The sequence below is a fragment of the Brevundimonas sp. genome (genome assembly GCF_965279155.1).
Lineage (GTDB): Bacteria > Pseudomonadota > Alphaproteobacteria > Caulobacterales > Caulobacteraceae > Brevundimonas.
In genome coordinates, this window is sequence record NZ_OZ257138.1 from 1300040 (window position 1) to 1324608 (window position 24569).

The following is a 24569-nucleotide window of genomic DNA, read 5'->3' on the forward strand; positions in this document are numbered from 1 at the left end:
ACGCCAAGAAACCATAGGCGCTGGACAGGCACAACCCCTGTCGCAAAAATTTTGCGCGTTATCTCGAAAAGAACCGCCTCAAGGGTGTTTCTTGCCTAAAGCTGACAGAGCAGCCTCAGGAAGCGTAACCGTCCATCACATCATGTTACGCGCGCGGGGTTGAAACCCATCCGCGACCGCTCCATTGAGACGCCCACCTATATACACCGCTCAACACCTACCGTTCAGAGGAGCCTCCCATGACCGTTCGCGTCGCCATCAATGGTTTCGGCCGCATTGGCCGCCTTGTCCTGCGCTCGATCGTCGAACACGGCCGCACGGATATCGAAGTCGTGGCGATCAACGATTTGGGCCCCGTCGAGACCAACGCCCACCTGTTCCGCTACGATTCGGTCCACGGCCGCTTCCCCGGCACGGTGACTTCGGGCGAAGACTGGATCGACGTCGGCACGGGCAAGATCAAGGTGACGGCCGAACGCGACCCGGCCAACCTGCCGCACGCCGAACTGAAGGTGGACATCGCCTTCGAATGCACCGGCATCTTCACGTCCAAGGACAAGGCCAGCGCGCACCTGAAGGCCGGCGCCAAGCGCGTCCTGGTCTCGGCCCCCGCCGACGGCGCCGACAAGACCATCGTCTTCAAGGTCAACCATGAGGTTCTGACCGCCGACGACATCGTCGTGTCTAACGGCTCGTGCACCACCAACGCCCTGGCCCCGGTCGCCAAGGTGCTGAACGACCTGTTCGGCATCGAGCGCGGCTATATGACCACCATCCACTCCTACACCGGCGACCAGCCGACGCTGGATACGATGCACAAGGATCTGTACCGCGCCCGCGCCGCCGGCCTGTCGATGATCCCGACCTCGACCGGCGCCGCCAAGGCCTTGGGCCTGGTCCTGCCGGAACTGAAGGGCAAGCTGGACGGCTCGTCGATCCGCGTCCCGACCCCGAACGTCTCGGTCGTGGACCTCAAGGTCGTCTCCAGCCGCGACGTGACGGTGGAAGAAATCAACGCCGCGCTTCAGGCCGCCGCCGACGGCCCGATGAAGGGCGTCCTGTTCACGACGACCGATCCGCTGGTCTCGCACGACCTGAACCACATCCCCGCCTCCTCCACCGCCGCCCTGCCCCAGACCCAAGTCGTCGACGGTAAGCTGGCCCGCGTGCTCAGCTGGTACGACAACGAATGGGGCTTCGCGACCCGCATGGCCGACACGGCCCTGGTGATGGCGAAGTTCCTATGAGATGAACGTCGCCCGGCACCAAGATCAGGGACCGGGCGACATCGTCCCTGGTCGCGGCTTTGAGCTGGTCGGCTTGCTCAAAGCCCGACAGGGTCAGCTAACGCTTTTGGAGATGGAGAATGGCGCGATCATCCGAGCCTTCAACAGCGCCTACGGCCGCGACATGGGGGCCGAGTGGGAACACACGACCCTCAACTGTTCTCCTGAAATAGAGGGAGAAGAGATCATGTTCGTTTGGACGTCAGACGTCCTGCGCGCCATTGATCCTGAGACCTCTACCATCCTCTACACCCGGACAACACCATGACCTTCCGCACCCTCGACGACGCTCACGACCTCGCCGGCAAGACAGCTCTGGTCCGCGTGGACTTCAACGTGCCGATGGAGGACGGCAAGGTCACGGACGACACCCGGCTGCGGGTCGCCCTGCCGACGATCCAGCGCCTGCGCGACGCCGGCGCCAAGGTCGCGCTGCTGGCCCACTTCGACCGTCCCAAGGGCCAGCGCGTCCCGTCGATGAGCCTGAAGCCGGTCGTCCTGCCGCTGGAGGAACTGCTCGGCGCCCCGGTTCGCTTCGCCGACGACTGCATCGGCCCGGACGCCGTGGACGCCATCCGGGACCTGGACGCCGGCGGCGTGGTCCTGCTGGAGAACGTCCGCTTTCATGCGGCGGAAGAGGCCAATGATCCGGTCTTCGCCCAGAAGCTGGCCGACCTGGGCGACCTTTATGTCAACGACGCCTTCTCGGCCGCCCACCGCGCCCACGCCTCGACCGAAGGCGTCGCCCACCACCTGCCCGCCTATGCCGGCGAATCCATGCGCCGCGAACTCGATGCGCTCGACGCCGCCCTGGGCAATCCGCAGAAACCGGTCCTGGGCATCGTCGGCGGCGCAAAGGTCTCGACCAAGCTGGACCTGCTGAAGAACCTGGTCGGCAAGCTGGACCGGCTGGCCATCGGCGGCGGCATGGCCAACACCTTCCTGTTCGCCCAGGGCATCGACATCGGCGGCTCTCTGGCCGAACGCGACATGGCCGACACGGCCCGCGAGATCATGGCCGAGGCCGAGGCGCAGGGCTGCAAACTGCTGCTGCCCGTCGATTTCGTGGTGGCGACCGAGGTCAAGCCCGGCGCCGCATCTCGCCCCGTCACCGTCGGCGCTACGCTGTCGGCCGACGACAAGATCCTGGACGCCGGCCCCGCCACGGTCGCGCGGCTGCTGGAGGCCCTGACAGCTTCGAAGACCCTGATCTGGAACGGCCCCCTGGGCGTGTTCGAGGTACCGCCCTTCGACGCCGCCACCGTGACCGTCGCCCGTCATGCGGCGGCCCTGGCCAAGGCTGGGGTGCTGGTCGCCGTCGGCGGCGGCGGCGACACGGTCTCGGCCCTGAACCATGCGGGCGTATCGGACGACATGACCTTCGTCTCCACGGCCGGCGGCGCCTTCCTGGAATGGATGGAGGGCAAGCCTCTGCCCGGCGTCGAGGCGCTGCGCGTCTGATCGACGGCGATGCAGGCGGATCACGCCTGCGTCCCGGCCCTCCGAATTCGCGCTGAAACGGCTGTAACGCGGCGTGACTTCGTCACGCCTCGCGGCTAGTCTCTCGCCCAATCAAAAAAGACTATTCGGCTCAGGAGACTACCCCATGGCGCGCATCACGCTGCGACAGCTGCTCGATCACGCGGCAGAGAACGACTACGGCCTGCCTGCCTACAACATCAACAATATGGAACAGGGCCTGGCGATCATGGAGGCGGCCCACGAGGTCAATGCCCCCGTCATCATCCAGGCCTCGCGCGGCGCCCGGAACTACGCCAACGACATCGTCCTGGCCAAGCTGATCGACGCCCTGGCCGAGCTCTATCCGCACATCCCGGTCTGCATGCACCAGGACCACGGCAACGGCCCGGCGACCTGCGCCACCGCCATCCAGTACGGCTTCACCTCGGTGATGATGGACGGTTCGCTGGAAGAGGATGCCAAGACCCCCGCCTCCTACGACTACAACGTCGATGTCACCCGTCGCGTCACCGAAATGGCCCACGCCTGCGGCGTGTCGGTCGAGGGTGAACTGGGCGTGCTGGGTTCGTTGGAGACCGGCATGGGCGAGGCCGAAGACGGCCACGGCTTCGAGGGCGTCCTCGACCACTCGCAACTGCTGACCGACCCAGACCAGGCCGTCGATTTCGTCGCCGCCACCAAGGTCGATGCGCTCGCCATCGCCATGGGCACCAGCCACGGCGCCTACAAGTTCTCGCGCCAGCCGGATGGCGAAGTCCTGGCCATGAACGTGATCGAGGAAATCCACCGCCGCCTGCCCAACACCCACCTAGTGATGCACGGCAGTTCTTCCGTGCCCCAGGACCTGCAGGACATCATAAACCAGTACGGCGGCGAAATGCCCCAGACCTGGGGCGTGCCGGTCGAGGAAATTCAGCGCGGCATCAAGCACGGCGTGCGCAAGGTCAACATCGACACCGACAACCGCATGGCCATCACCGGCGCCATCCGTAAAGCGCTGGCGGAAAAGCCGGGCGAGTTCGATCCGCGCTTCTATCTTAAGCCCGCCAAGGAGGCGATGAAGAAGCTCTGCATGGAGCGCTACGTCCAGTTCGGCTGCGAAGGCCAGGCCTCCACAATCCGCCCGCTGTCCACCGCCCAGATGGCCAAACGCTATGCCTCGGGCGACCTGGATCCGTCCTTCCGCGGTGCCTCCGTCAAGGCGGCTTGATCGGGGCCGCCTGAACCACGTCTAGACCGGGTAGCGGCCGCTCAGTTCGCGCCGCACCCGGCGAACCTCCCATTCGGCCCTGTCCAGCGCATCGCGTGCGTCTCTGGCGTTGCGGCGCGCATCGCGGATCTCGCCCCGGACCTCCTGGATGCGGTCGCGAATCCGCTCCCGCTCCTCGTCCGTCAGGCCCTCGCCGCGCAGTTCGTTCTGCTTGGCTTCCAGCTTGTCCTCGCGATTCTCGATCCGGTCCTCGGCGCTGTTGAGTGTGTTTTGCGCTGTCTCGAACGCCGCCTCGGCCTCATGCAACATCCGTCCGTCCTGATAGGCGGGCAGGAAGACCTGCTCCTCCTCCGGCCGACAGACCCCATAATAGGCATTGCCCGCCCGCCCCTCGGCCCATCCCCGCTCGAACGTGCAATAGGACCGCAATCCGTCCTCGCGCGCCGAACCATAGGCGGTCGGATTGGGCGCGACCTGATATTTGGCGCAGGCCTTGGCGTGGTCGTCCAGCCGCGTCATCGGATATCCCGATGTCCCGTCGGCGTAGCCCTTCTCGCCCCAGGCGCCGGCCAGGCACTGGTCCTTGCTCATGGTCGTGCAACTGCCCAGCAGCGCCGCCAAGGCGACCGCGCCCCCGGCGATCATCAACCGTGTCATCGGATACCCTCTTACGCCCCCAAGCTTGACTATCGCCCCACGTCACCTCTCGTGCAAGCGGCCGGTCGTGCTAGGGAGGCCTCGTGTCCGACCCTGACCTGATCGACGATGAAGAAGACCCGGCAACCGTCGGCCCCGCCGAAGTGCTGGAAGCCCACATCGACGCGTCCGGCGTTCGCCTGGACAAGGCCCTGGCCAACGCCTTTTCGACCCTGTCGCGCGCCCGGCTCCAGGCCCTGCTGGCCGACGGCGCCGTCACCCGCGACGGCGTGGTCCTGACTGGCGGTTCGGCCAAGGCTCAGCCCGGCCTCTACGTCGTCACCCTTCCGCCCGTGGCTCCCGCCACGCCCCAGCCGCAGGCCATCCCCCTGACCGTCCTCTACGAGGACGCCGAACTGATCGTCATCGACAAGCCCGCAGGCATGGCCGCCCATCCGGCGCCCGGCACGCCCGACGGCACCCTGGTCAACGCCCTTCTGGCCCACTGCGGCGACAGCCTGTCGGGCATCGGCGGCATCGCCCGCCCCGGCATCGTCCACCGGCTGGACAAGGACACCTCCGGCGTCATGGTCGCCGCCAAGACGGACCGCGCCCACCAGGGCCTGTCCGCCCTGTTCGCGACCCACGACATCGAGCGCACCTACATCGCCCTGACGCGCGTCGCACCGTCGCCGTCCAAGGGCCGGATCGAGACCCGCATCGGCCGCTCCACCGGCGACCGCAAGAAGATGGCTGTGCTCAAGGCCGGCGGCCGCGAGGCCATCACCGACTATGTCGTCCAGACCACCTTCGGCGAACCGGCCAAGGCCGGCGGCGCCCCCATGGCCGCCCGCGTCGCCTGCACCCTGCACACCGGCCGTACCCACCAGATCCGCGTTCACCTGTCGTCGAAAGGCTCGCCCATCCTCGGCGACGCTGTCTATGGCTCCGGCAGTCCGGCGATCCCCGTGCGCGCCGCCATCGCCGAGGCGGAGCTCTCGCGCCAAGCCCTCCACGCCGCCGTCCTCGGCTTCGTCCATCCCGTCACCGGTGAACAAATGCGCTTCGAAACCGCGCCTCCGACCGATATGCTTCGCCTCGAAGCCCTGCTGTCCGAACTCTGAGACCCGCCATGCTCGATCCCGAAATTCACGACAACGCCGAGCTGAAACGCTACGAACTGCCCGTCGACGGCGAAGTGGCGATCGTCACCTACAACCTCTCGCCGCCCAATCTGATGATCACTGAAATCCTGGTCCCGGAACGGCTTGAGGGTCAGGGCATCGCCAGTCGGCTTGCCAAACATGTGCTGGCCGACGCCAAGGCCCGCGACCTGCTGATCCTGCCGGTCTGCCCCTTCTTCTCGGCCTATCTTCAGAAACACCCCGAACACGCCGAAGCGGTTCACCCGACCTATCGCGGCATCTTGGGAATCTAGGATCCGGCGCCGAACACCCCGGCCATGGCCATGACGAACAGGCCCACGATCGCAATGGCCGACACGCTGGCGGCGACTGCCCCCACGGCCAGGACAACGATCAAAACCCGTTCGCGCACGCTCTTTTTCATGGCTGCCATCTAAGCGGTTCGAACTTCAAACGTTCACGCGCGTCAACCGCACCGCCATCCATTGCCGCCCCGGCAACGTCAGGGTGGGCCGCGCCGGATCGCGAAAGAAGTATTTGGTATCGTCGCGCTTTTGCATCGTGAACTCGCCCGGCACGGCCTCGACGGTCATGTTCCAGGTGTCGATCACATCGACCTTGAACCGCTCGCCGCTCACGATCTCGTCGCGGGGCAGATCGACCGCCCATTCCGTCGGCGCCGTATCCCCGAAATAGCGCAGGTAGTACCGGCCCGGCACGCCACCCAGATGCTGCTCCCACCATTTGTCGATCGGCTCGACCCCCGGCTTTGGCCCCGCCTCCATAAGGGCCTTCAGGAAGGCCAGACGCGGCGCGCTCTCGCCACGCAGCGCCCCGCCCTCGCCCAGCCAGAACTCGCCGCCATCGATCGGGAAACACTCCGAATGGCCGACATAGGTCCCGGCGATCAGACCGTGCCAGAAGGCCCGCACCATCTGCGGCCCGGTCAGGTTCCCCCAACGCTCGTCCAGCGAACCCTCGTAGCAAACTTCATCGAAAATCACGGCCTTCTGCCAGACGCTGCGATAGATCTCGGCCCGCGCATCGTCCAGCACGGCCGAGCCGTTCTGGATGCTGGAATGCGTCACCCAGGGCTTGCCGTTGTCGTACAGCCTGCGCCAGTTATGGATCGATCGCAGCCGTCCGTACGGATCGCTGGCCTCCACCAGCTGGAATAAGCGATCCCAGTCCATGTCCGTCTTGGTCTTCAGGATGTCGAACTCGTTGGCCATGGACCACCAGACGTTCCGATAGGCCGCCAACCGCGCCACGACATAGCGGACGTAGCGATCGTCCGCCTCGGCCGGCATCTCATCGAACCCGTATTTGCCGTCATAGGGATGAAACAGGATCACGTCCGCCTGGATCCTAAGGTCCCCCAGCGCCGCCACACAGGCCTCCAGCCGTCGGAAATAGGCCGGGTTGAACCGCGTCAAATCCCAGTCCTTGTCGCCCGATCCGGCCTTCTCGAACGGGAACAGAGCCTCGTTCGTCTTCACCGAGGCGTTGGGGAAGACCAGCATCCGCATCTTGTTGAACGGCGCGGCCTTCAGCGTCTCAAGCGTCTGCCGCCGCTTCGCCTCCGGCTGGTGCGTCCAGCCGTAGGCGGTCGTGCCGATCTGGCGGAACGGCGTCCCGTCCGCGTGGGCGAAATGATAGGTCTCCACCACCCCGACTGGACCGTGATTGCCCGACGACGGCGCCACCGCCTCCAACCGCCCAGACCGCCCGTTCAGCGCCGCGACCGGACTTTCGCTGGTCCAACGCCACGTCCCCGTCTCAGGCGGCGAGAACCGGATGCGCCAGGTGTCGTCCCCATCGAAAAAGCCCGGCGCCCGCACCGTGGTCCGACCGTCGGTGAAAATTCCGACCACCTCGACTGCGAACGGATTGCCCGGGACAGTCGCCTCCAGTGCGACCTCGAACAGCCCCCAGCGTTCCACCCTTTCGGGCGTCGCAGCCTGCGCCGTCCCCGCCACTCCCAGGGCCGCCGCCGCTGTCGCCAGCGCGCCCCTGCGTGTCAGTTCACGTCCCATTCGCTCCTCCCCAGGAGTCATTTGTCACCGGTGTCATACAATCTGCGAAGCGACGGCGGCAAGCGCGTCAGCCTGCCGCGTCCGTGCATCTTGAATAGCAACCGACAAAGTTCTATATAGGACATTGATCGGCGCGAGTGGCGCCAGGGCCACTGTCACGCTTTCGTGTGACGATCCGCCTCTAAAAATGGCGGCAACCCATCGCTACTTCACCGGTTGAGGGGTGAGACTTCGGCGCACGCACCGTGGCCGATGACGAAGAGCCCGCTCGTTTAGACGGTCGGAGGGACCTGTATATGGCTGCCAATAGTACGCTCGCGGTGATGTCGCCTGAACAAGGCCTGTCGCGTTATCTGACGGAAATCCGCAAGTTTCCGATGCTGACCAAGGACGAGGAGTTCATGCTGGCGAAGCGCTGGTCTGAGCACCAGGACGCCGAGAGCGCCCACCGCCTTGTCACCTCGCACCTTCGTCTCGTGGCCAAGATCGCCATGGGGTATCGCGGCTACGGGCTGCCGATCGGCGAAGTGATTTCCGAGGGTAATGTCGGCCTGATGCAGGCCGTCAAGAAGTTCGACCCGGACAAGGGTTTCCGCCTGGCGACCTACGCCATGTGGTGGATCCGCGCCTCGATCCAGGAATACATTCTGCGCAGCTGGTCGCTCGTGAAGATGGGCACCACCGCCGCGCAGAAGAAGCTGTTCTTCAACCTGCGCAAGGCCAAGAGCCAGATCTCGGCCTTCGAGGAAGGCGACCTGCACCCCGAACACCTCGCCGCCATCGCCACCAAACTGGGCGTCAGCGAGGAAGAGGTCACCAACATGAACCGCCGCCTGGGCGGCGACGCCTCGCTGAACGCGCCTCTACGCGCCGACGGTGAAAGCGAGTGGCAGGACTGGCTGGCCGACGACACGGCCGTGTCCCAGGAAACCCAACTCGCCGAAGACGAGGAAAAGGGCATCCGCATGAGCCTCCTTCAAGAGGCCATGGAAGAGCTGACCGACCGCGAGAAGCACATCCTCACGGAACGTCGCCTCAAGGACGACCCCGTCACCCTGGAAGAACTCGCCGGCCAGTACGGCGTGTCGCGCGAACGCGTGCGTCAGATCGAGGTCCGCGCCTTCGAGAAGCTGCAAAAAGCCATGCGCGCCGCCGCTGAAGAGCGGAACCTGGTCGACGCCTGATCGAGAATAACCTGTCGCGCTTTATCGGCGCGACAGGCCTCTATGCCCTCAGGACGCCCGCGCCATCGGAGCCGTTTGCTCTGCTACCTTCGCCGCTGCGACCACCGCGCCGATCGGCTGGGCCAGACCGACCTTGGTCACCTGACCGCCGGCCAGATAGGCCTGCAAAGTCGCCACGACCATCGCAAGCTTGGCGTCCGCCGTCTTGATCGCCAGCCCGTTCAGCGTCTCGGCCTGCTGTCGAATGGCGCGCGTGGCTTGCGACGGATCCTGATCGAACTGCGCCATGGCCGAAATCAGGATGCGGATCGCCTGATCCTTCACTTCTGCCGGCCCTCCGCCTGCCGCGCCATCGCTGCGCCGCTTGCGGGATCCCGAATATTCGCCCGAGTTGAATCGCCGCCGATCCGGCCCGACATAGCCGACCGCCTCGATCCAGGGCCGGGGCTTCAACGCTACGTTCTCGACCCGCTTGAACAGGTCGCCGGTCGTGAACGGCTTTCTCAGAAACTCGTGGATGCCGGAATCGCGCGCGCCCTTGATGGCGGCGGCGGTCGCCTCGCCCGTCACCATGATGATCGGCGACATCCGGCACGACATGCTGGACCGGCGTATCCGCCGCGCCAGCGTCTCGCCATTCAACGTATCGCCGGACCGCTCGGTGAAGATCATGCCCGGCTCGACGTCGCGCAGCAGCTCAAGCGCCCGCTCCTCGTCGGTCTCGGCATAGACCTCGCGCGCGCCCATCCCCTTCATGATGTCCGTCAGCAGTCGTGCGGACGACAGATTGGGGTCAATGATCACCACCCGCCTGACGGCGGGTTCGATGCGACTCAAGGTTCTGGCGTTGGCGGCGAACACGTCCGTCTCCCGGTTGGAGCCGTTATCCTTACCGCGCGCTGGTTAAAGCCTGTTGAATCAACGAAACCGTCGCCTCACCCTTGGAAGGGATCCCGCATCAAAATCGTGTCGTCCCGTTCCGGGCTGGTGGACAACAGGGCCACAGGCGCGCCGATCAACTCCTCGATCCGGCGCACATACTTGATGGCGTTGGCGTTGATGTCCTTGAAGCTGCGGACCCCGACGGTGCTTTCGCTCCAGCCTTCCAGTTCCTCGAACACGGGCTCGGCGGCGGCCTGGGCCTTCAGACTGGATGGCAGGTAATCCAGCACCTCGCCATCGACGCGATAACCGACGCAGATCTTCAGCGTCGTCAGCCCGTCCAACACATCCAGCTTGGTCAAGGCGATGCCGTCGATGCCGTTGATCGCCACCGACTGGCGCACCAGCACGGCGTCGAACCAGCCACAGCGTCGCGCCCGGCCCGTATTCACCCCGACCTCACGCCCCACGGTCGCCAGATGCTGTCCAACTTCGTCGTCCAGCTCGCAGGCGAACGGGCCTTCGCCGACGCGCGTCGTATAGGCCTTCACGATGCCCAGCACATAGCCGACGCCGCGCGGACCGATGCCCGACCCCGCCGCCGCCTGCCCCGCCACGGTGTTGGAGCTGGTCACATAGGGATAGGTGCCGTGGTCCACGTCCAGGAAGGCGCCCTGCGCCCCCTCGAACAGCACGCGCTTGCCGTCCTTCTGCGCCTGATCCAGCACCCGCCACGCCGGCTTCACATAAGGCAGGATCTTAGGCGCGATCTCCAGCAGCTGAGCCAGCAGTGCCGCCGGATCGATCGGCTCCAGCCCCAGGCCCGCGCGCAGCGGATCGTGGTGCGAGCGCAGGCGGTCGATCTTGACCTTCAGATCGTCTTCATTGGCCAGGTCACAGACGCGGATGGCGCGACGCCCGACCTTGTCCTCATAGGCCGGACCGATGCCGCGCCCGGTCGTGCCGATCTTGGCCCCCGGCGCGCTCGCCGCCGCCTCGCGCGCCACGTCCAGCGCGGGGTGGATCGGCAGGATCAGACAGGCGTTATCAGCGATGGTCAGAATCTCGGGGCTGATCGCCACGCCCTGGGCCTGGATCTTCTCGATCTCGCCGACCAGATGCCAAGGGTCCACGACCACGCCATTGCCGATGATCGACGGCTTGCCCTGAACGACGCCGCTGGGCAGCAGCGCCAGCTTGTAGACCTTGCCGTCCACGACCAGCGTATGGCCCGCGTTGTGACCGCCCTGGAACCGCACGACCATGTCGGCGCGGTTGGACAGCCAGTCCACGATCTTGCCCTTGCCCTCGTCGCCCCACTGGGCGCCGACCACCGCTACGTTCGCCAAAGCCGTCTCTCCGCATTGAATGCGGGCGCAGCCTATAGCGGGGGAATCATCCGATGTCGTCCCTCTAATCCTCTCCCGCGCAGCGGGGGAGGGGGACCACGAAGTGGTGGAGGGGCGGACGCGCCTCCGACCTACGCCCAGGTCGCAAGAAACCAATCTGAAAGGCCGGGCGCGCTATCCGCCCCCTCCACCATGCTGCGCATGGTCCCCTCCCCCGTTACGCTACGCTTCTCGGGTGAGGACCAATTCCGAGACCGCCGTTTCAAACGCCCATTCCAGCCAGGGCGTCGCCGCGATCACATCGGCCGTCTCGACCGTGCAACCGCACCACAGGCGCAGTCCGGGCGGGGCGTTGCGGTGCGGCTCCATGTCGAACACCGCCGCTTCGTCTTCCAGCAAGGCCTTGAACCGCATTACGAAGGCCTTCTGCGCCTTGGCGTCCAGGGCCGCGACCCGCGCATCGGTGAACTTCAGGCACACCGACGTCGTCGACCGAATCTCCGGCCGATCCGGCAGGAAGGCGATCCAGTCCGTCCGCTCAACCCACTCCGCCAACGCGGCATAGTTGGCGTCGGTGCGCCGGATCAGCTCCGTCAGGCCGCCAATCCCCTTCGCCCAGTCCAGAGCGTCGATCCAGTCCTCGATGGTCAGGATCGAGAAAGTGTTGATCGCCACCCCGTCAGCCAGCGCCCGGTCGAACCGACCGTTGCCGTCCGTCAGTCGCAGCAGCTTGGGGATCGCCCGATCCGGCCGATACCCATCCAGCCGCGCCACCGCACGCGGCGACAGCACCATCACGCCTATGCCCGCCTCGCCGCCCAGCGCCTTCTGGAAGCTGAAGGTCACGACATCCAGCTTGTCGAACGGCAAGGGCATGGCGAAGGCGGCCGAGGTGGCGTCGCAGATGGCCAGCCCCTCGCGGTCGTCGGCGATCCAGTCGGCGTCCGGCACGCGCACGCCCGAGGTCGTGCCGTTCCACGGAAACACCACGTCCTTGGACCAGTCCGCCTGGCTCAGATCGGGCAGTTCGCCCCACGGCGCCGTCAGGGCATCGGGCTCCAGCCCCAGATGATCCTTCACGTCCGTCAGCCAGGTCAGGCCAAAATTCTCGAAAGCCACGACCTGCACCGGCCGCTGCCCCAGCATGCCCCACAGCGCCGCCTCGACCGCGCCCGTGTCCGACCCCGGCGTATAGAGCATCACATGGCTCTCGGGCACTTCCAGCACCTCGCGCGTCAGCCGCAGGCCATGGGCAAACCGCTCAACCACTTCCGGCGCGCGGATGCCGCGTCCCAGCAGATCGGACGGCAGACCCGCCAGGCTGTAGTCCGGCCGTTTCGCCGTCGGCCCCGCCGAAAACCACGGCCGCGCCGGCTTCATATCAGGCTTCACGCTCATGCTCTTTCCCCTTGGCGCTACCGCGCCTCGCGCTGCTTGAGCGCGCTCAACGCCCCGGCGTATAGGACCGCTTGGCCCGCCATTCCTCGGCGAACCGGGTCAAGGCCTCGTCCGGCTCGTCCGGCAGCGTCACCACCAGCCGCGCCAGCAGATCCCCGCGCTTGCCCGCCGCATAGGCCCCGCGCGCCTTCAGCCGCAGGATCTTGCCCGAGTTCGACCCCGCCGGGATCGTCATCTGCACCACGCCCTCGGGCGTCGGCACCCGCACCTTGGCGCCCAGCACCGCGTCGGGCACCGACACCGGCAAGTCCATGGTCAAGTCCGCTCCGTCGCGCTTGTAGATCGGATGCGCCTCGATCTTCAGCTCGATCAGGGCGTCGCCGTTCTCGGCCCCGCGCCCCGGCGAACCCTGTCCACGCAGGCGGATGGTCTGGCCTTCCGACGCGCCCTTGGGAATGGTCACGTCCAGCGTGCGACCGTCCGAGAACTGGATCCGTCGCGTCGCCCCCGCGATGGCGTCCTCCAGGCTGATGTCCAGCGTCGCCTTCACGTCCTGCCCGCGCGACGTGAAGTCCCGCGCGCCGCGCTGACGCCCCGCACCGCCGAACATGCCGAACAGGTCGTCCAGATCGACGCCTTCGAAGTTGGCCCGGCCGCCCGGCCCGCCGCCGAAGCCGCCGCCCGCACCACCCTGGCCGAACGGACTGCCGCCGGCGCGACCGCCCCCGCCGAAGCCGCGATATTGTTCGTTGCCGTCGTTGTCGATCTGGCCGGCGTCGTATTTGGCGCGCTTCTCGGCGTCGCCCAGGATGTCGAAGGCCGCAGTCACCCGCTTGAACTTGTCCTCGGTGATCTTGTCGCCGGGGTTCTTGTCGGGGTGCAGCTCCTTGGCGAGCTTGCGATACGCCTTCTTGACCTCGTCCGCGCTCGCGCCCTTCGAAACGCCCAGTTCCTTGTAGGGGTCGCCTGCCACGTGCGTTGTCGCTCCAACTGAAAAACCGAGAGGCCGTCAGTTAAGCCATGCCCCGCCCCACGCAAAGGGCCGGACCCGTCATTTGCTCAGATCAGCCCGATTTCCGCCTCCACACCCCACCCGAAGCCCTCGCCCCACTTCGCCACGGCGATCCGCGCCGCCGCCGTGACGCCCTTGGGGAAGTCCACGGCCAGGTCCTCCGCATCATAAGATGACGACAGCCCCTCCACCTCCATCGTCCGAACCCCGACGCGGCCGTCCAGCACCCTCAGGCGAAACCGCATCGGATCGACCGCCGCCGGCTCCCCGTCCCAGCCGTCGCCGAACAGCCGCACACGCGGCATCCACCGGATCGTCAGCCCGTCCGCATCGGCAGCGACCGCCAGTCCACACGGCGACCACGGTCGGTCATGCACGCCCCTCGACTGAAACACCGTCTCGGTGAACCCCGCCCCGCCCGGCGCCGCCCCTGCCGGCCCCGCGCGACAGACCAGCGGCAGGCCCTGCTCCCCCCGCCCGATCTCCGCTCGCGCCAGCCGGTCGTCCAGGAACACCACGACTGATCCCGCCCCGGCGCCGGCCCGCATCTCGACCTCGGTTCCCTGCTGTCCGCGCAACAGACCCGTCAGCCGCCACGTCCCCGGCCCGACCAGCACCGCCGATCGATACTGCACGACCTCCCAGCCCGCCGCCGTCTCGACCGCCAGCGCATTGCCGCCGCCCAGCACCGCCGCCTCGACCGCGCTCTCCGGCGCCGCGCCTTCGACCCGCACCACGACCGTATTGGCCTCGTCCCAGCGATGCCGCACCCCTGGCCCCAACGCCTCGACCAGCACCCCGACCGTCGCCGGCGTCTCCACATCGCCTCGCGCCGTCAGCGTCTCGGCCGACGCCCCCGCATGCAGCCGCATCGTCCGCCAGGGCTCCGCCGCAACCGCCACGACCGGCCGCCCATCCTCCTCGCGCCCCATCAAGGGCGGCAGATCCATCACCCTCACGAAGGGCGCCCCGACCACCGCCGGCGTCTCGCCCCCGCGCCAGACCCCATCATCCTCGACAACCCGCCGCGTGAGCAGGGGCTCCAGCACCGCCGACGGCGTCTCATCCGCCGCCACCCGCATCACCCGCCAGTCACCCGGCCGACCTTCCAGCCGCACCCCATCCCCCGGCTCCAGCCGCAAGGCTTCCAGCGGTCCCAGCGCCAGGGTCTTCGCCTCGCCCCCGTCTCCGATCAGCGCCCGCTCCGCCGCCGCCCTGGCCAGCCCGCCGCCACACACCAGCGGCAGGTCCATATCCACCCCGCCGCCCGTCGCCGCTGCATCGTCCGAGCGCACCACCACCGCGCCGGTCTGATAGTCCGCCGTCTCGTCGATGAACCGCACCCGCGCCTCGCCCGCCCTCGGCTCCAGCGTCCGCGTCGTCGCCTCCGCCGCACCGGTCTCAGGCAGGGCCAGCTCCTCGCCCGCGATCTCGACCACCGTCTCAACGCGCCCCAGCACGGCGACCCGTCCGTCACGCTCAGCCGCCACCGCGTCGAACGCCGCCAGCAACGGCTCCAGCGCATCGCGCGTCCGCATCGGCCGGTCGATGACATAGCCGGCCGCCGCCCCCTCGACGCCCTCCACCGACATTTCATCCGCCGCCAGACCGCCCCGCGCCAGCACCGCTTGGATCAGGTCGCGTCCATCCCCCGCCAACCGTCCGTTCAACCAATGTCCAGCCCGCCACGCCCCCGCATCGGCCCACACGTCCCCCCTCGCCGGAAACGCCGGATAGGGCCGCGCATCCCAGCACCAGGCGTCCGCCCCCTCCAGCATCGGCCCGCCATAGACCGCCGACACCGGATTGTTCTCAGCCGCCGCATAGTGCCCCAGCACCGCCTCCAGCGCCGCCCGCTGCACTGCGTCGTCGCGCGCCCCGGTCGATGCCGGCGGCAGACGGCTTTCGCTGCTCTTGGGGTCCTGAAACAGGTTCGGCGCATTGCCGCCCCGGTCCACCGCCGCACAGCCGAACTCCGACAGCCGCACCGGCTTCATCCCCGGAACCCAGGCCGTCGGCGTCGCGCTTCGCACCCCGCCCGGCCGGTCATGGTGCCGGTTCGACCACCAGCTCTTCAGGTCCTTGGGCCGGAACACCCAGTCCTCGCCGTGCGCTCCAGTCCGCCGCATAGGACAGTTTCACGCCCGGCCCGCCCACCGCCCGGCATTCCCCCGCCAGCGCCCGCAACTGCTCCACCGCCGGAAAGCCCCCGCCCGCATCCCGCGTCCAGGTCACGCCCCGCATCTCCGACCCGATCAACAGGCCGTCCGCCCCCTCTTCGGCCGCGATCCACGCATAGTGCAGCGCCATCCGCCGCAGACCCCAATCGCCCGCCCCGCCGAACAAGGCCGCGATCTCCGCCGTCGCCCCGGCGCCATCCACGCCCGCCACACGCCCCCGCCACGGATAGCCGGGGCAGTCCATGAAGACGAACGGATACAAGGTCACCTCCAGCCCCCGCGCCTTCAACTCGCGGATCGCCTGCCGCACGCTCTCGTCCGACGGCGTCCCGCCATAGGCCGGCGCCCCATCCACCTGACTGACCTCATAGGCGTCTTCGCGCGCCACCCCCGCCACGGACCAGACGCTCGGCTCCGTCGGCTTGTCCCGCCGCTCTACGCCTGGCCGCACACGGCATTCCCCCGCCCTCAGGTCGCTGCCGAACCACCCGATCACCAGACTGACCCGCTTCAGGTTCGGCAGCTGCGCCTGCAGCTGATCCAGCGATGCGATCAGGTCCGCGCGACCCTCGCCGTTGTGCACATTCTCAGGCTGCGTCCGCGTCAGCCCTTCGCGCCGCACCACCGCCTCGGTCGCCAGGGCGAACTCCCCCGCCCCAGGGATCAGGCACACCCCTTCCAGCAAGTCCTCCAGCCGCGCCGCCTGCCCCCTCGGCCGCCGGAACAGTTCGAAACTCAGCTGCGGCACCCGATCCCCGAACGGCCCCAGCGGCAAGTCCTCGAACACCACATAAGCCGTGCCGCGATAGGCCGGTGCCGCCCCCTCCACCGCCTCGATCAGCGGGTCCGGCGTCTGGTCCTCGCCCCCGCGATGCACCCGCATCACGACGCCCGTCATGTCCATCAGCCGCCCATCGGCCCAGACCCGCCCGACCCCGTCGATCTCGCCTTCACACAGCGCCACCGCGAAACTCAGCGAATAGACATAGTCGACCGTCTTCGGCCCGCCCTTGCCCGCCCGTCCCTTGGACTTGCCCTCCAGGAAGCGTGCCGCCCAGATCACCTGACCGGTCACCCGCGCCCGCCCGAACACACAGGCCATCGGCGACCCTTCCGCCGTCCCCTGAACCTTCAGCGTCTCCAGCCGGGGCCCCACCTGCCGCGCCGGCCCCAGCGAGCCCACCACGCGATTGTCGATCGCCCGCCCGATGGTCGAGCCGATCACCCGCCCGATCGGCCCGCCCACCGACTGTCCCACCGCGCTCAACACAACCTGGGCCAATCAGACCTCCTCGGGAAACCGAAACACCGCGACCAGCCGTCGCCGCCACCACACGCCCATCCAGCTCTCGACCACAGCCCGTCCCCAATAGGCGTGGATCATTCTCGGCTCCGGCCCGCCGACATCGCTCAGGATGGCGCAATGCTTCACCGCCGCCCCCGGCGACATCCGAAACAGCACCACATCCCCCGCCCGCATCTCATCGACTGCGACCGGCCTCAGCCACCGCCCCGCCGCCTCCAGCAGCGTCTCGCGCCCGGCCGTCTCGGCCCAGTCCGCCGAATAGGCCGGCAAGACCTCCGGCTCACGCCCCACGACCTCGCGCCACACACCGCGCACCAGCCCCAGACAATCCGCACCCACGCCCTTCACACTGGCCTGATGCCGATACGGCGTGCCGAGCCAGGATCGCGCCGATGCAACGACAAGCGCACCAACCTCTCCCTCCCCCCTCGGGGGAGGGGGGTCGAGCCGGAGGTGAGACCGGGTGGGAAGGACCCGGCACTCCGAGTCCGCTCTCCCTGCCGTCCCCATCCGGTCGCTTCGCGACCACCCTCCCCCGCAGGGGGAGGGAGAGTTCTTCACCGCCCCGCCCCTCACCGCCGGCTCCCGCCGTCGTTCCGCGCGCTTCCCGCCGGATACGCCGTCAGGAAATCGTCCCCCGGCACATCCGGGAACCCGCGAAAGTTCGCCCCATTGCCGAACGTCCCGACGCAGGTCTCCCACCGCTTGTCGCAGACCCGCCCCGCCGTCTCCGCGACCCCGCACCTCTGGTCCCCCAGCCGCGCATCGCACATCCGCCCATAGGTCCGCCCGACCACCCGCTCCAGCTTCGCCAGCGGCCCTTCCAGCTCGGCGACGAACCCTCCCCCTTCCCGGCGAATCCGCGCCAGCGTCCCCGCCCACAACCGCACCCTCAGATCCGGCCGCGCCCAGTCCACGCGCCACAACTCGACCGTCGCCGCATCGAACAACCCCGCCGCCACATCCTCCTCACTGATGGCCTTGTCATCCAGCGCCCCCGCCGCCGAGATCGACCCCGCCGCCAGCCCCACGGCGCTCTCGCCCGCCCCCGCCGTCCAGCCGCTCGCGGCCCGACAGACCACCCCGTCCACCACCAGGTCGCGGTCGTGATCGGTGAACCCCATCACCGCCCCGTCGGCCCGCTCCAGCCGCCAGACATGACACAGCGTCGCCGCCCCGCTCTCGATGCGGGCGGCCATGTCTTCCGGTATGTTCCGCATGGTTCAGACCCGAACCTCGATCAGCGGCACCGCCGCCATCCGCCCGGCCTCGAAACTCTCCAGCGTCGTCTCGATCCGGTCTGTGTCGAACCGCACCGGCGTGTCGAACGCGAACCCCGCCGTCACCACGACGCCCGTCCCCGGCGCGCTGGTCAGCGTCACCGCCCCCGTCGTCTCATCCACCGTGAAATCCGCGACCTCGACGCCCCCGACCGCCACCCGCACCGATCCCTCGACCGGCTTGCTGACAGGCCGCTCCACATCACCGTATCGCTTCACCAGATCGAACGCGGTCCGCACCCCGTCCCCCACGCCCAGCACCTGATCCTCCGCCGAGACCACCCCGCCCGGCGCGCACGACTTGAAGTCGGCGAAATCCTTGAACCGGAACCCGTACAGCCGCCCTCGCCGCGCCTCGAAGAAGGCGACCAGCTCGGCCATGTCGTCCAGCGATCTCAGGTTGGCCCCGATCAGATAACGCCTGCGCCCCAGCGCCCACGGCGTCGAACGCCGCTCGAACCCCGACGCCAGGGTCGTGATCTCCGTCCTCCGCTCCACCCCGCCGGTCGAGCCGAACGCCAGCCGCGCCGGCAGCCGCACCTCGTGAAAAGCCATTGCTGTCTCCATTGTGGCTGCCTGCGTCTTCGGCCAAGGTTCGACAACGGCGCACCCGCCGCGTCCCCGGACAGAGACATGAGAAGCGATGTTCTGAGCTTGGATCCCGCGACGACGGCGCGAGCCACTCATGCGCGGTGAGATTGTCCAGTACGATCCCGAAACCGGCGCCGGCCTGGTCAGCGGCGACGACCTCGCCCGCTACGACTTCTCATCCAGGTCACCGGATCTGGCGGTCGGACGACGCGTCGATTTCATCGTCGCGGACGACGGCGCGGCGACGGACCTGATCGTTCTTCAGGACGCCCGCCCCCAGCCCGTCGCCATCGCGCCCGAGCCGAACCTGGGCCTGTGGGGCTATTTCCGGCGTTGCGTGACGACGAAATACGTCGATGGAAACGGGCGCGCCCGGCGCAAGGAATACTGGTCCTTCGCCCTGTTCCACACCCTGATCCTGTTCCTGCTCTTCACGCCCGTCCTCTTTCTCGTGATCATCGATGCGGAGACAGGACGAGACATGGCGGCGTTCGGCATGGCCGGCATCGCATTTGTCGGCCTGATCATGGCGGGGCTGATCCTCCCCGGCGTCACCGTTCTGATCCGCCGCTTCCACGATGTCGGCCTCAGCGGCTGGCTCGTCCTGATCGGCCTCATCCCCTACGTCGGTGGACTGTTCCTCTTCGTCGTCAGTCTTCTACCGTCTCAGCCGGCAGTGAATTTGTACGGCGCCCCGCCCACGGGCACGGGCCAAATCGCTATTTGAGAGAAATTCTCAGGAACCGTTCGCCAAGCTTGACCTTTCAGTCTTGTCCGGCGCACGTCGTCCGGCGAAGTTCGCAAACTGCCGCTCGGCGGCGACAACCAAGGAGACCTCCGTGCGCGGTGAAATTCTCAGCTACGACGCCACAACCGGCGCCGGCCTGATCAGCGGCGATGACGGCGCCCGTTACGACTTCACCTCGGCCGCGCTTCAGTCGCCGGCCGTGCCCGCCGCCGGCGTCCGCGTCGACTTCGTGCCCGAGGGCGGCGTCGCCACCCAGATCCTGATCCTCGCGGGCGCTGCGACCACCACCGGCGTCGCCGGCGGTTACGCTGCTTCGGCCGCCTCGGCCGCAGTCGGCGCGCCCGGCTCGGGCTTCGACTTCCAGTCCGCCATGCTGTCCTTCAATGGACGCCTGCGCCGTTCGCACTTCTGGATCGGCTGGCTGATCCTCTTCGGCGCGAATATCGTGCTGAACTTCATTCCCTTCATTGGCGCGGTGATCTCGCTGGCCCTGATCTGGTCGAACCTGGCCATTTCGGTGAAGCGCCTGCACGACATGGGCAAGACCGGCTGGCTGGTCGCCATCCCCTACGGCGTGTCCTTCGCTCTGGGCATCGTCGCCGTCGTCATGATGGTCGCCGGCATCGCCGCCAGTGGCATGGACGAGAGCTATTACGAGAACAACCCGATGGCCGCCCTGTCCATGATGGGCCCGGCGATCGGCATCTTCGGCATCATCATGCTGGTCAATCTGGCCTTCCTGCTGTGGGTCGGCATCACGGACAGCCAGAAGGGCGAGAACCGCTTCGGTCCGAACCCTAAGGGCCAATAAGCCTCATCGTCTGAATGACTTCAGCGCCGCCCCGTCCTCGACGGGGCGGCGTTTCTACATCCGTCGCGCGCCCAGGCTGACCGCCCGCGCCAGCATCTGGGCGATCTGCGCCTCGGACCGCAGCAGGGCCGGCGCCCCGCCGTCCACCGCCACATTGACCGTCACCCCAACGCCGGAAACAGGCCCGATCTCGCCGCCCGTCCCGGGCCGAAATACCTCCGGCCCGCGCTCTCCGACCAGATAGGCCCCGCCGCCCAACACCGGCCCGCCGTCCGCCCGCGCCCCGCCGAAGCTGGACATCGCCGCCTGGATCGCGCCGCTCAATCCACCGCCTGGGCCACCCTGCGATCCCGCCGCCGCATTGACCGCATTCAGCACCGCCCGCGCCAGTTCGGCCAGCGATACCTCCCCGTCCGCCGCGGCCCTTGCCAGCGACCGCGTCAGGCTGTCGCCCGCCCGCCCGAACGCCTCTTCGATGGCGTCAGCCGCATCCTGCGCCGGCGCCTTCAGCGCCTCCAGCGCCGCCCCGGCCTCCGCCGCTCTCAGCGCGACCTGATCGATCCCGTCCCGCCCAAACTCATCCGCCATCCGGCCAACCCTCCATCAATCGCGCCAGCCCCTCGCGCCCCAAGGGCGCCGTTCCGCGCGGTGTTTGCGTCAGCATCCGCCACTCCTTCAGCGACAGCCGCCAGAACGCTTCCGGCCCCACGCCCATCGCTGCCGCCAGCCTCAGCATCTCGCCCCAGGGCGTCACCTCGTCATCCTCCGGCTTGACCGGAGGACGCCGCCGCAAACGCCTGCGCCACCGCGACCGCCGCCTCGCGCGGATCGACCGCCGAGACATCCGCCGCCTCGTCCCCGCCCCCACGCAACACCGCCGCCAGCACCACCATCAGATCCCTCGCCGACAGCGTCTTCATCCGCTCGGCCACGGCCGCCAACCCATCGACGCCCAGCCCCGTCTCGATCTCCGCCAGCGCCCCCAGCGTCAGACACACCCGACGCCGCGCGCCGCCCAGCACCACCGCAGCCTCGCCCCGCGCCCCGTTCATATCGCGCTGAACCCGATGGCCCCCGCGCTGGCTAGGCTCAGCGCAAAGGTCGCCTCGCCCTCATGCTCGCCGGCGTATTCCAGCGCCGCCACCAGGAACGGTCCCTCCAGCACGCAGAAGTCCGGCACGATCAGCCGCCACCGCTTCGCCGCCTGATCGAAGAAGGCCTCGCGCACCAGGGCGTCCGACGCCGCATCACGAAAGATCCCTTGCCCCGACACCGCCGCCGATTTCACGCCCGCCCCCGCCAGCAGCTCACGCCACCGCCCGGCGCTGTCGCCGTCCGTCGCATCCACCGTCTTCGCGTTCAGCGAGATGGTCCGCGCCCTCAACCCCGCCACCGTCGTGAATACGCCCGGCGCGCCCTCGATCTTCAGCAGCATGTCCTTGCCGGCTTGTGCCGTCATTTCTGTCTCTCCCTCTGGTTGTGAATCGTGATCGCGTGATCGGGTGACGGCCGACGTCGTCGCCACTCACGATTCACGGGTCACCACTCACGTCTTCCGTCACCGCCCTCAGCCGCACCACCGCATAGGTCCGCCGCCCGTCACCCGCCCGAAACACATCCGCGAACGTCGCCCTCAGCGTCGCCGTCCGCACGCCGTCGGCCTCCAGCGCTGCCTCGTGCAGACACGCCCGCACCGCCGCCGCCACCGCCTTGGCCTCTTCCGATCCCGCGAACCGCGACACAGCCGTCAGCGTCAGCCTCTGCTCGACCCCGCCCCCGTCCGCCGCCACCGGCCGGCTCTCGCACCGCCCGATCAACAGATGCGGAAAATCGGCCACTTCCGGCGCCTGATCCCAGACACGCCCGCCTAACAGCGCCTCAACCGCCGCATCCCCCTTCAGCGCCGCCACCACCGCCTTCTGCAGCGCGCTCTCATGATCCCTCATCGCACCCGCTCCAGATCCAGCTTCGCCCGCGCCGGCCGCGCTTCCTCCATCCCCACGATCCGCCAGTCCGCCCCGCCGAACCGCAGCACCCGCCCGACCGCCAGCCGAGGATCCGCCCGCGCCTCAGCGCCCATCGTCTCGACCGCCCGCCGCTGATCGCCCTCGCCGCGTTCGATCCGCCGACGCGCCCCGCACTTCAGCCAGGCCGACCCGACCGCCTCGAACGACACGCTGCGCCCGCCATAGGGCGTCTCGGCCTCCACCGGCTGAAACAGCCCCGCCAGGATCCTCATGTCGGCGCTCAAGTAGGCCGAAGGCCGATAGCGCCCAGTCAAAGTCGCACCACGCGATACGGCGCCACCCAGCCCTCGATCGGCTCGACCGCCACCGGCTCCCCCCGCTCATAGCCCCGCAGCACCAGCATCAGGATCGCCAGCCGCAACGGCGCCGGGGAGGTGGACGTCAGGCTCAACCCCACATCCCCCTCGACCTTCGCCTGGGCCGCCTCGATCAGGGTCTGGATCAGCCCGTCCTCGGCCTCATGCTCGACCCTCAGAAACAGCTTCGCCTCCGCCACCGTCACCGGCTGCGTCATGGCAATCTCCATTGTCAGATTCACAATTCTCCCTCCCCCTCGGGGGAGGGTGGTCGAGCCGCAGGCGAGACCGGGTGGGGAGGGCCAGGCAATCCGAGTCCGGTCGCACTGCCGCCCCCACCCGGCCGCTACGCGGCCTGCTCTCCCCCGCAGGGGGAGGGAGAAACGAGCGCCGTCACATCAGCTCGCGCTGAACTTCATCACCTTGCCCCTCCGCGACTACGTCGCGGAGAACTTCATGACTTTCACAGCGTCGAAGTTCTGCACCCCGCCGCCAACCCGCTTGGTCGTGTAGAACAGCACATAGGGCTTGGCCGAATAGGGATCGCGCAACACCCGCACCCCCGCCCGATCCACGATCAGATAGCCCCGCTGGAAGTCCCCGAAGGCGATCGACAGACTGTTGGCCGCCACATCCGGCATGGTCTCGATTTCGGTGACCGGATAGCCCAGCAGCGACGCCGTCTCGCCCAGCCGCGTCGCCGGCTGCCAGATGTAGTTGCCGTCCGCGTCCTTGAACTTGCGCACGGCCGAGACCGTCTTGCGGTTCATCACGAAGCGCCCGTTCGGCCGGTACTGGGCCTTGGGCGCATAGACCAGGTCGATCAGCCGATCCGCCGGACTGGTCGGCGCAAAACCGCCCGCCGCCCCCGATGCGACATACCCGATCTGCCCCCAGGCCTGACCCGCGTCCGCCACGGTCGGATAGGTCAGAAAGCCCTTGGGCTTGTTCACGCCGTCGCCACCCACGAAGGCCTGGGTCTCCTGCGCCGCGAAGGCGTCCTCGACCTCGGCGGCCAGCCATTCGTCCAGATCGACCATGGCGTCGTCCAGCAACGCCTGGGTCGCCGCCGGATTGGCGTAGAGATCGGCCGACGGAAACTCCAGCAGGGCCAAGGTCGCCGGGTCCGTCTCCGGCCGCGCCGCCGTCTCCGCCACCCAGCCGCAGGCCACGCCCGCCGTCGACACCGGCTTTCTGAACACCCCCGCCGCCACCGTCCTGACCGTGGCGATCTCTCGCATCGGCGAGGCCGCCATCAGACGCCGCTCGATGGCCCGCTCCGTCTCGTACGGCACGACATAGCCGCCCGAGGTCGCACCGCCGGACAAGCCCGCCTTGACCTCCAGGGCGCCAGACTGGCCTGTCTTCAGATAGCCGTCCCACGCCGCCTTCGCCTCGGGCGCAGACGCCGGCTCGGCGGGCTCGCCCCCGATCACCGGACGCCGGCTCTGGCTCATCACCCGATCCAGCCGCGCCTGCGCCGCCGCCACCGCCTGGTCGATGCGCGCCACCTTCTCCTCCAGCAGCACATCGGCCGCCGCCTTCTTCTCGATCTCGCCCAGCCGGACGTCGTTCGCCCCTTTGAACGCCTCGAACGCCGCCATCATCTCATGCACGACAGCGCGCGCCCCATCACTCGCAAGAATGGGCGAGCCGGAAGCCTGTTTGGTCTCTTTCATGATATCTCCGGTTGAAGAACCGCCTGTTGCG

General features: G+C 68.1%; 27 protein-coding genes and 1 pseudogene. 9 read left to right on the top strand and 19 right to left on the bottom strand.

Annotated elements, in window-relative coordinates; all coding sequences use genetic code 11:
- The first annotated feature begins 239 nt into the window (after positions 1 to 239).
- The 4 genes from gap (at position 240) to fba (ending at position 3978) form a co-directional block, all read left to right on the top strand.
- Positions 240 to 1247 (top strand): type I glyceraldehyde-3-phosphate dehydrogenase, encoded by a 1008-nt coding sequence (gap, locus tag ACQY72_RS06150; protein ID WP_428156362.1) that lies wholly within the window; start codon positions 240 to 242, stop codon positions 1245 to 1247.
- 1 nt (position 1248) lies between these two features.
- Positions 1249 to 1554, top strand: coding sequence for a hypothetical protein (locus ACQY72_RS06155; RefSeq protein WP_428156363.1), 306 nt, complete (start codon positions 1249 to 1251; stop codon positions 1552 to 1554).
- The gene (locus tag ACQY72_RS06160) at positions 1551 to 2747 is read left to right on the top strand and encodes a phosphoglycerate kinase (RefSeq protein ID WP_428156364.1); all 1197 of its coding nucleotides are present in this window, start codon (positions 1551 to 1553) and stop codon (positions 2745 to 2747) included. The genes ACQY72_RS06155 and ACQY72_RS06160 overlap by 4 nt, the downstream gene beginning before the upstream one ends.
- A gap of 145 nt (positions 2748 to 2892) precedes the next feature.
- Entirely contained in the window at positions 2893 to 3978 is a 1086-nt protein-coding gene (gene fba / locus ACQY72_RS06165) for a class II fructose-bisphosphate aldolase (protein ID WP_428156365.1), read from the top strand.
- Between the two features lie 21 nt (positions 3979 to 3999).
- Here fba and ACQY72_RS06170 read toward each other — a convergent pair whose 3' ends face one another.
- Positions 4000 to 4635 carry a DUF2799 domain-containing protein gene (locus tag ACQY72_RS06170; protein WP_428156366.1) on the bottom strand — a complete coding sequence of 212 codons (636 nt, stop codon included), beginning with the start codon at positions 4633 to 4635 and terminating at the stop codon, positions 4000 to 4002.
- Positions 4636 to 4718: 83 nt separating this feature from the next.
- Between ACQY72_RS06170 and ACQY72_RS06175 the strand changes: the two genes are divergently transcribed.
- Positions 4719 to 5738, top strand: a complete 1020-nt coding sequence (locus ACQY72_RS06175) for an RluA family pseudouridine synthase (protein WP_428156367.1) — start codon at positions 4719 to 4721, stop codon at positions 5736 to 5738.
- Positions 5739 to 5746: 8 nt separating this feature from the next.
- Positions 5747 to 6052 carry a GNAT family N-acetyltransferase gene (locus tag ACQY72_RS06180; RefSeq protein WP_428156368.1) on the top strand — a complete coding sequence of 102 codons (306 nt, stop codon included), beginning with the start codon at positions 5747 to 5749 and terminating at the stop codon, positions 6050 to 6052.
- Here the strand turns inward: ACQY72_RS06180 and ACQY72_RS06185 are convergent.
- Both ACQY72_RS06185 and ACQY72_RS06190 read right to left on the bottom strand, forming a co-directional pair.
- Positions 6049 to 6183 carry a hypothetical protein gene (locus ACQY72_RS06185; protein ID WP_428156369.1) on the bottom strand — a complete coding sequence of 45 codons (135 nt, stop codon included), beginning with the start codon at positions 6181 to 6183 and terminating at the stop codon, positions 6049 to 6051. The two genes, ACQY72_RS06180 and ACQY72_RS06185, sit on opposite strands and share 4 nt — an antisense overlap.
- Positions 6184 to 6208: 25 nt before the next feature.
- Positions 6209 to 7795, bottom strand: coding sequence for a DUF5605 domain-containing protein (locus ACQY72_RS06190; protein WP_428156370.1), 1587 nt, complete (start codon positions 7793 to 7795; stop codon positions 6209 to 6211).
- A gap of 296 nt (positions 7796 to 8091) precedes the next feature.
- On the opposite strand from ACQY72_RS06190, the gene rpoH reads away from it, so the two are divergent.
- Entirely contained in the window at positions 8092 to 8979 is an 888-nt protein-coding gene (gene rpoH, locus ACQY72_RS06195; RefSeq protein ID WP_135193456.1) for an RNA polymerase sigma factor RpoH, read from the top strand.
- Between the two features lie 48 nt (positions 8980 to 9027).
- Here the strand turns inward: rpoH and ACQY72_RS06200 are convergent, their stop codons facing one another.
- The 8 genes and pseudogenes from ACQY72_RS06200 to ACQY72_RS06235 all read right to left on the bottom strand — a co-directional run bounded on the left by ACQY72_RS06200 (position 9028) and on the right by ACQY72_RS06235 (position 18941).
- The gene (locus ACQY72_RS06200; protein ID WP_428156371.1) at positions 9028 to 9840 is read right to left on the bottom strand and encodes a response regulator; all 813 of its coding nucleotides are present in this window, start codon (positions 9838 to 9840) and stop codon (positions 9028 to 9030) included.
- Between the two features lie 74 nt (positions 9841 to 9914).
- Entirely contained in the window at positions 9915 to 11210 is a 1296-nt protein-coding gene (locus ACQY72_RS06205) for an adenylosuccinate synthase (RefSeq protein WP_428156372.1), read from the bottom strand.
- Between the two features lie 222 nt (positions 11211 to 11432).
- Positions 11433 to 12608 (bottom strand): phosphoserine transaminase, encoded by a 1176-nt coding sequence (locus tag ACQY72_RS06210; RefSeq protein ID WP_428156373.1) that lies wholly within the window; start codon positions 12606 to 12608, stop codon positions 11433 to 11435.
- A gap of 46 nt (positions 12609 to 12654) precedes the next feature.
- Positions 12655 to 13581, bottom strand: coding sequence for a DnaJ C-terminal domain-containing protein (locus tag ACQY72_RS06215; RefSeq protein WP_428156374.1), 927 nt, complete (start codon positions 13579 to 13581; stop codon positions 12655 to 12657).
- Positions 13582 to 13667: 86 nt separating this feature from the next.
- Positions 13668 to 17082 (bottom strand): annotated as a pseudogene (locus ACQY72_RS06220) (glycoside hydrolase/phage tail family protein).
- Positions 17083 to 17616: an NlpC/P60 family protein gene (locus tag ACQY72_RS06225; RefSeq protein ID WP_428156375.1), complete on the bottom strand. Its 534-nt coding sequence runs from the start codon at positions 17614 to 17616 to the stop codon at positions 17083 to 17085.
- Positions 17617 to 17678: 62 nt separating this feature from the next.
- Positions 17679 to 18326: a baseplate hub protein gene (locus tag ACQY72_RS06230; protein ID WP_428156376.1), complete on the bottom strand. Its 648-nt coding sequence runs from the start codon at positions 18324 to 18326 to the stop codon at positions 17679 to 17681.
- 3 nt (positions 18327 to 18329) lie between these two features.
- Positions 18330 to 18941 carry a phage distal tail protein, Rcc01695 family gene (locus ACQY72_RS06235; protein ID WP_428156377.1) on the bottom strand — a complete coding sequence of 204 codons (612 nt, stop codon included), beginning with the start codon at positions 18939 to 18941 and terminating at the stop codon, positions 18330 to 18332.
- A gap of 130 nt (positions 18942 to 19071) precedes the next feature.
- Between ACQY72_RS06235 and ACQY72_RS06240 the strand changes: the two genes are divergently transcribed.
- Complete coding sequence (locus tag ACQY72_RS06240; RefSeq protein ID WP_428156378.1) at positions 19072 to 19704, top strand: DUF805 domain-containing protein; 633 nt, start codon at positions 19072 to 19074, stop codon at positions 19702 to 19704.
- A 112-nt stretch (positions 19705 to 19816) separates the two neighbouring features.
- Positions 19817 to 20536 carry a DUF805 domain-containing protein gene (locus ACQY72_RS06245; protein WP_428156379.1) on the top strand — a complete coding sequence of 240 codons (720 nt, stop codon included), beginning with the start codon at positions 19817 to 19819 and terminating at the stop codon, positions 20534 to 20536.
- A 54-nt stretch (positions 20537 to 20590) separates the two neighbouring features.
- Here ACQY72_RS06245 and ACQY72_RS06250 read toward each other — a convergent pair whose 3' ends face one another.
- From ACQY72_RS06250 to ACQY72_RS06285, 8 genes are all read right to left on the bottom strand, one after another.
- Entirely contained in the window at positions 20591 to 21124 is a 534-nt protein-coding gene (locus ACQY72_RS06250) for a phage tail tape measure protein (RefSeq protein WP_428156380.1), read from the bottom strand.
- Positions 21114 to 21290 (bottom strand): phage tail assembly chaperone, encoded by a 177-nt coding sequence (locus tag ACQY72_RS06255; RefSeq protein ID WP_428156381.1) that lies wholly within the window; start codon positions 21288 to 21290, stop codon positions 21114 to 21116. Before ACQY72_RS06255 ends, ACQY72_RS06250 begins: the two co-directional genes overlap by 11 nt.
- 4 nt (positions 21291 to 21294) lie before the next feature.
- Positions 21295 to 21588: a GTA-gp10 family protein gene (locus ACQY72_RS06260; protein WP_428156382.1), complete on the bottom strand. Its 294-nt coding sequence runs from the start codon at positions 21586 to 21588 to the stop codon at positions 21295 to 21297.
- Positions 21585 to 21995, bottom strand: coding sequence for a phage major tail protein, TP901-1 family (locus tag ACQY72_RS06265; RefSeq protein WP_428156383.1), 411 nt, complete (start codon positions 21993 to 21995; stop codon positions 21585 to 21587). The genes ACQY72_RS06260 and ACQY72_RS06265 overlap by 4 nt, the downstream gene beginning before the upstream one ends.
- A 73-nt stretch (positions 21996 to 22068) precedes the next feature.
- On the bottom strand, positions 22069 to 22482 hold the full coding sequence (locus ACQY72_RS06270; RefSeq protein ID WP_428156384.1) for a DUF3168 domain-containing protein: 414 nt from the start codon (positions 22480 to 22482) through the stop codon (positions 22069 to 22071).
- Positions 22479 to 22775 (bottom strand): phage head-tail adapter protein, encoded by a 297-nt coding sequence (locus ACQY72_RS06275; RefSeq protein WP_428156385.1) that lies wholly within the window; start codon positions 22773 to 22775, stop codon positions 22479 to 22481. The genes ACQY72_RS06270 and ACQY72_RS06275 overlap by 4 nt, the downstream gene beginning before the upstream one ends.
- 38 nt (positions 22776 to 22813) lie before the next feature.
- On the bottom strand, positions 22814 to 23077 hold the full coding sequence (locus ACQY72_RS06280) for a head-tail connector protein (protein WP_428156386.1): 264 nt from the start codon (positions 23075 to 23077) through the stop codon (positions 22814 to 22816).
- 219 nt (positions 23078 to 23296) lie between these two features.
- A complete protein-coding gene (locus tag ACQY72_RS06285) occupies positions 23297 to 24538 on the bottom strand; it encodes a phage major capsid protein (RefSeq protein WP_428156387.1) in 1242 nt (413 codons plus the stop codon).
- Positions 24539 to 24569: the final 31 nt, after the last annotated feature.

Coding starts and splice junctions, on each gene's coding strand:
- gap (WP_428156362.1), top strand. CDS start 240: ATGACCGTTCGCGTCGCCATCAATGGTTTCGGCCGCATTGGCCGCCTT.
- ACQY72_RS06155 (WP_428156363.1), top strand. CDS start 1,249: ATGAACGTCGCCCGGCACCAAGATCAGGGACCGGGCGACATCGTCCCT.
- ACQY72_RS06160 (WP_428156364.1), top strand. CDS start 1,551: ATGACCTTCCGCACCCTCGACGACGCTCACGACCTCGCCGGCAAGACA.
- fba (WP_428156365.1), top strand. CDS start 2,893: ATGGCGCGCATCACGCTGCGACAGCTGCTCGATCACGCGGCAGAGAAC.
- ACQY72_RS06170 (WP_428156366.1), bottom strand. CDS start 4,635: ATGACACGGTTGATGATCGCCGGGGGCGCGGTCGCCTTGGCGGCGCTG.
- ACQY72_RS06180 (WP_428156368.1), top strand. CDS start 5,747: ATGCTCGATCCCGAAATTCACGACAACGCCGAGCTGAAACGCTACGAA.
- ACQY72_RS06185 (WP_428156369.1), bottom strand. CDS start 6,183: ATGAAAAAGAGCGTGCGCGAACGGGTTTTGATCGTTGTCCTGGCCGTG.
- ACQY72_RS06190 (WP_428156370.1), bottom strand. CDS start 7,795: ATGGGACGTGAACTGACACGCAGGGGCGCGCTGGCGACAGCGGCGGCG.
- rpoH (WP_135193456.1), top strand. CDS start 8,092: ATGGCTGCCAATAGTACGCTCGCGGTGATGTCGCCTGAACAAGGCCTG.
- ACQY72_RS06210 (WP_428156373.1), bottom strand. CDS start 12,608: ATGAGCGTGAAGCCTGATATGAAGCCGGCGCGGCCGTGGTTTTCGGCG.
- ACQY72_RS06225 (WP_428156375.1), bottom strand. CDS start 17,616: ATGGGGACGGCAGGGAGAGCGGACTCGGAGTGCCGGGTCCTTCCCACC.
- ACQY72_RS06230 (WP_428156376.1), bottom strand. CDS start 18,326: ATGCGGAACATACCGGAAGACATGGCCGCCCGCATCGAGAGCGGGGCG.
- ACQY72_RS06235 (WP_428156377.1), bottom strand. CDS start 18,941: ATGGCTTTTCACGAGGTGCGGCTGCCGGCGCGGCTGGCGTTCGGCTCG.
- ACQY72_RS06240 (WP_428156378.1), top strand. CDS start 19,072: ATGCGCGGTGAGATTGTCCAGTACGATCCCGAAACCGGCGCCGGCCTG.
- ACQY72_RS06250 (WP_428156380.1), bottom strand. CDS start 21,124: ATGGCGGATGAGTTTGGGCGGGACGGGATCGATCAGGTCGCGCTGAGA.
- ACQY72_RS06260 (WP_428156382.1), bottom strand. CDS start 21,588: ATGAACGGGGCGCGGGGCGAGGCTGCGGTGGTGCTGGGCGGCGCGCGG.
- ACQY72_RS06265 (WP_428156383.1), bottom strand. CDS start 21,995: ATGACGGCACAAGCCGGCAAGGACATGCTGCTGAAGATCGAGGGCGCG.
- ACQY72_RS06270 (WP_428156384.1), bottom strand. CDS start 22,482: ATGAGGGATCATGAGAGCGCGCTGCAGAAGGCGGTGGTGGCGGCGCTG.
- ACQY72_RS06275 (WP_428156385.1), bottom strand. CDS start 22,775: ATGAGGATCCTGGCGGGGCTGTTTCAGCCGGTGGAGGCCGAGACGCCC.
- ACQY72_RS06280 (WP_428156386.1), bottom strand. CDS start 23,077: ATGACGCAGCCGGTGACGGTGGCGGAGGCGAAGCTGTTTCTGAGGGTC.
- ACQY72_RS06285 (WP_428156387.1), bottom strand. CDS start 24,538: ATGAAAGAGACCAAACAGGCTTCCGGCTCGCCCATTCTTGCGAGTGAT.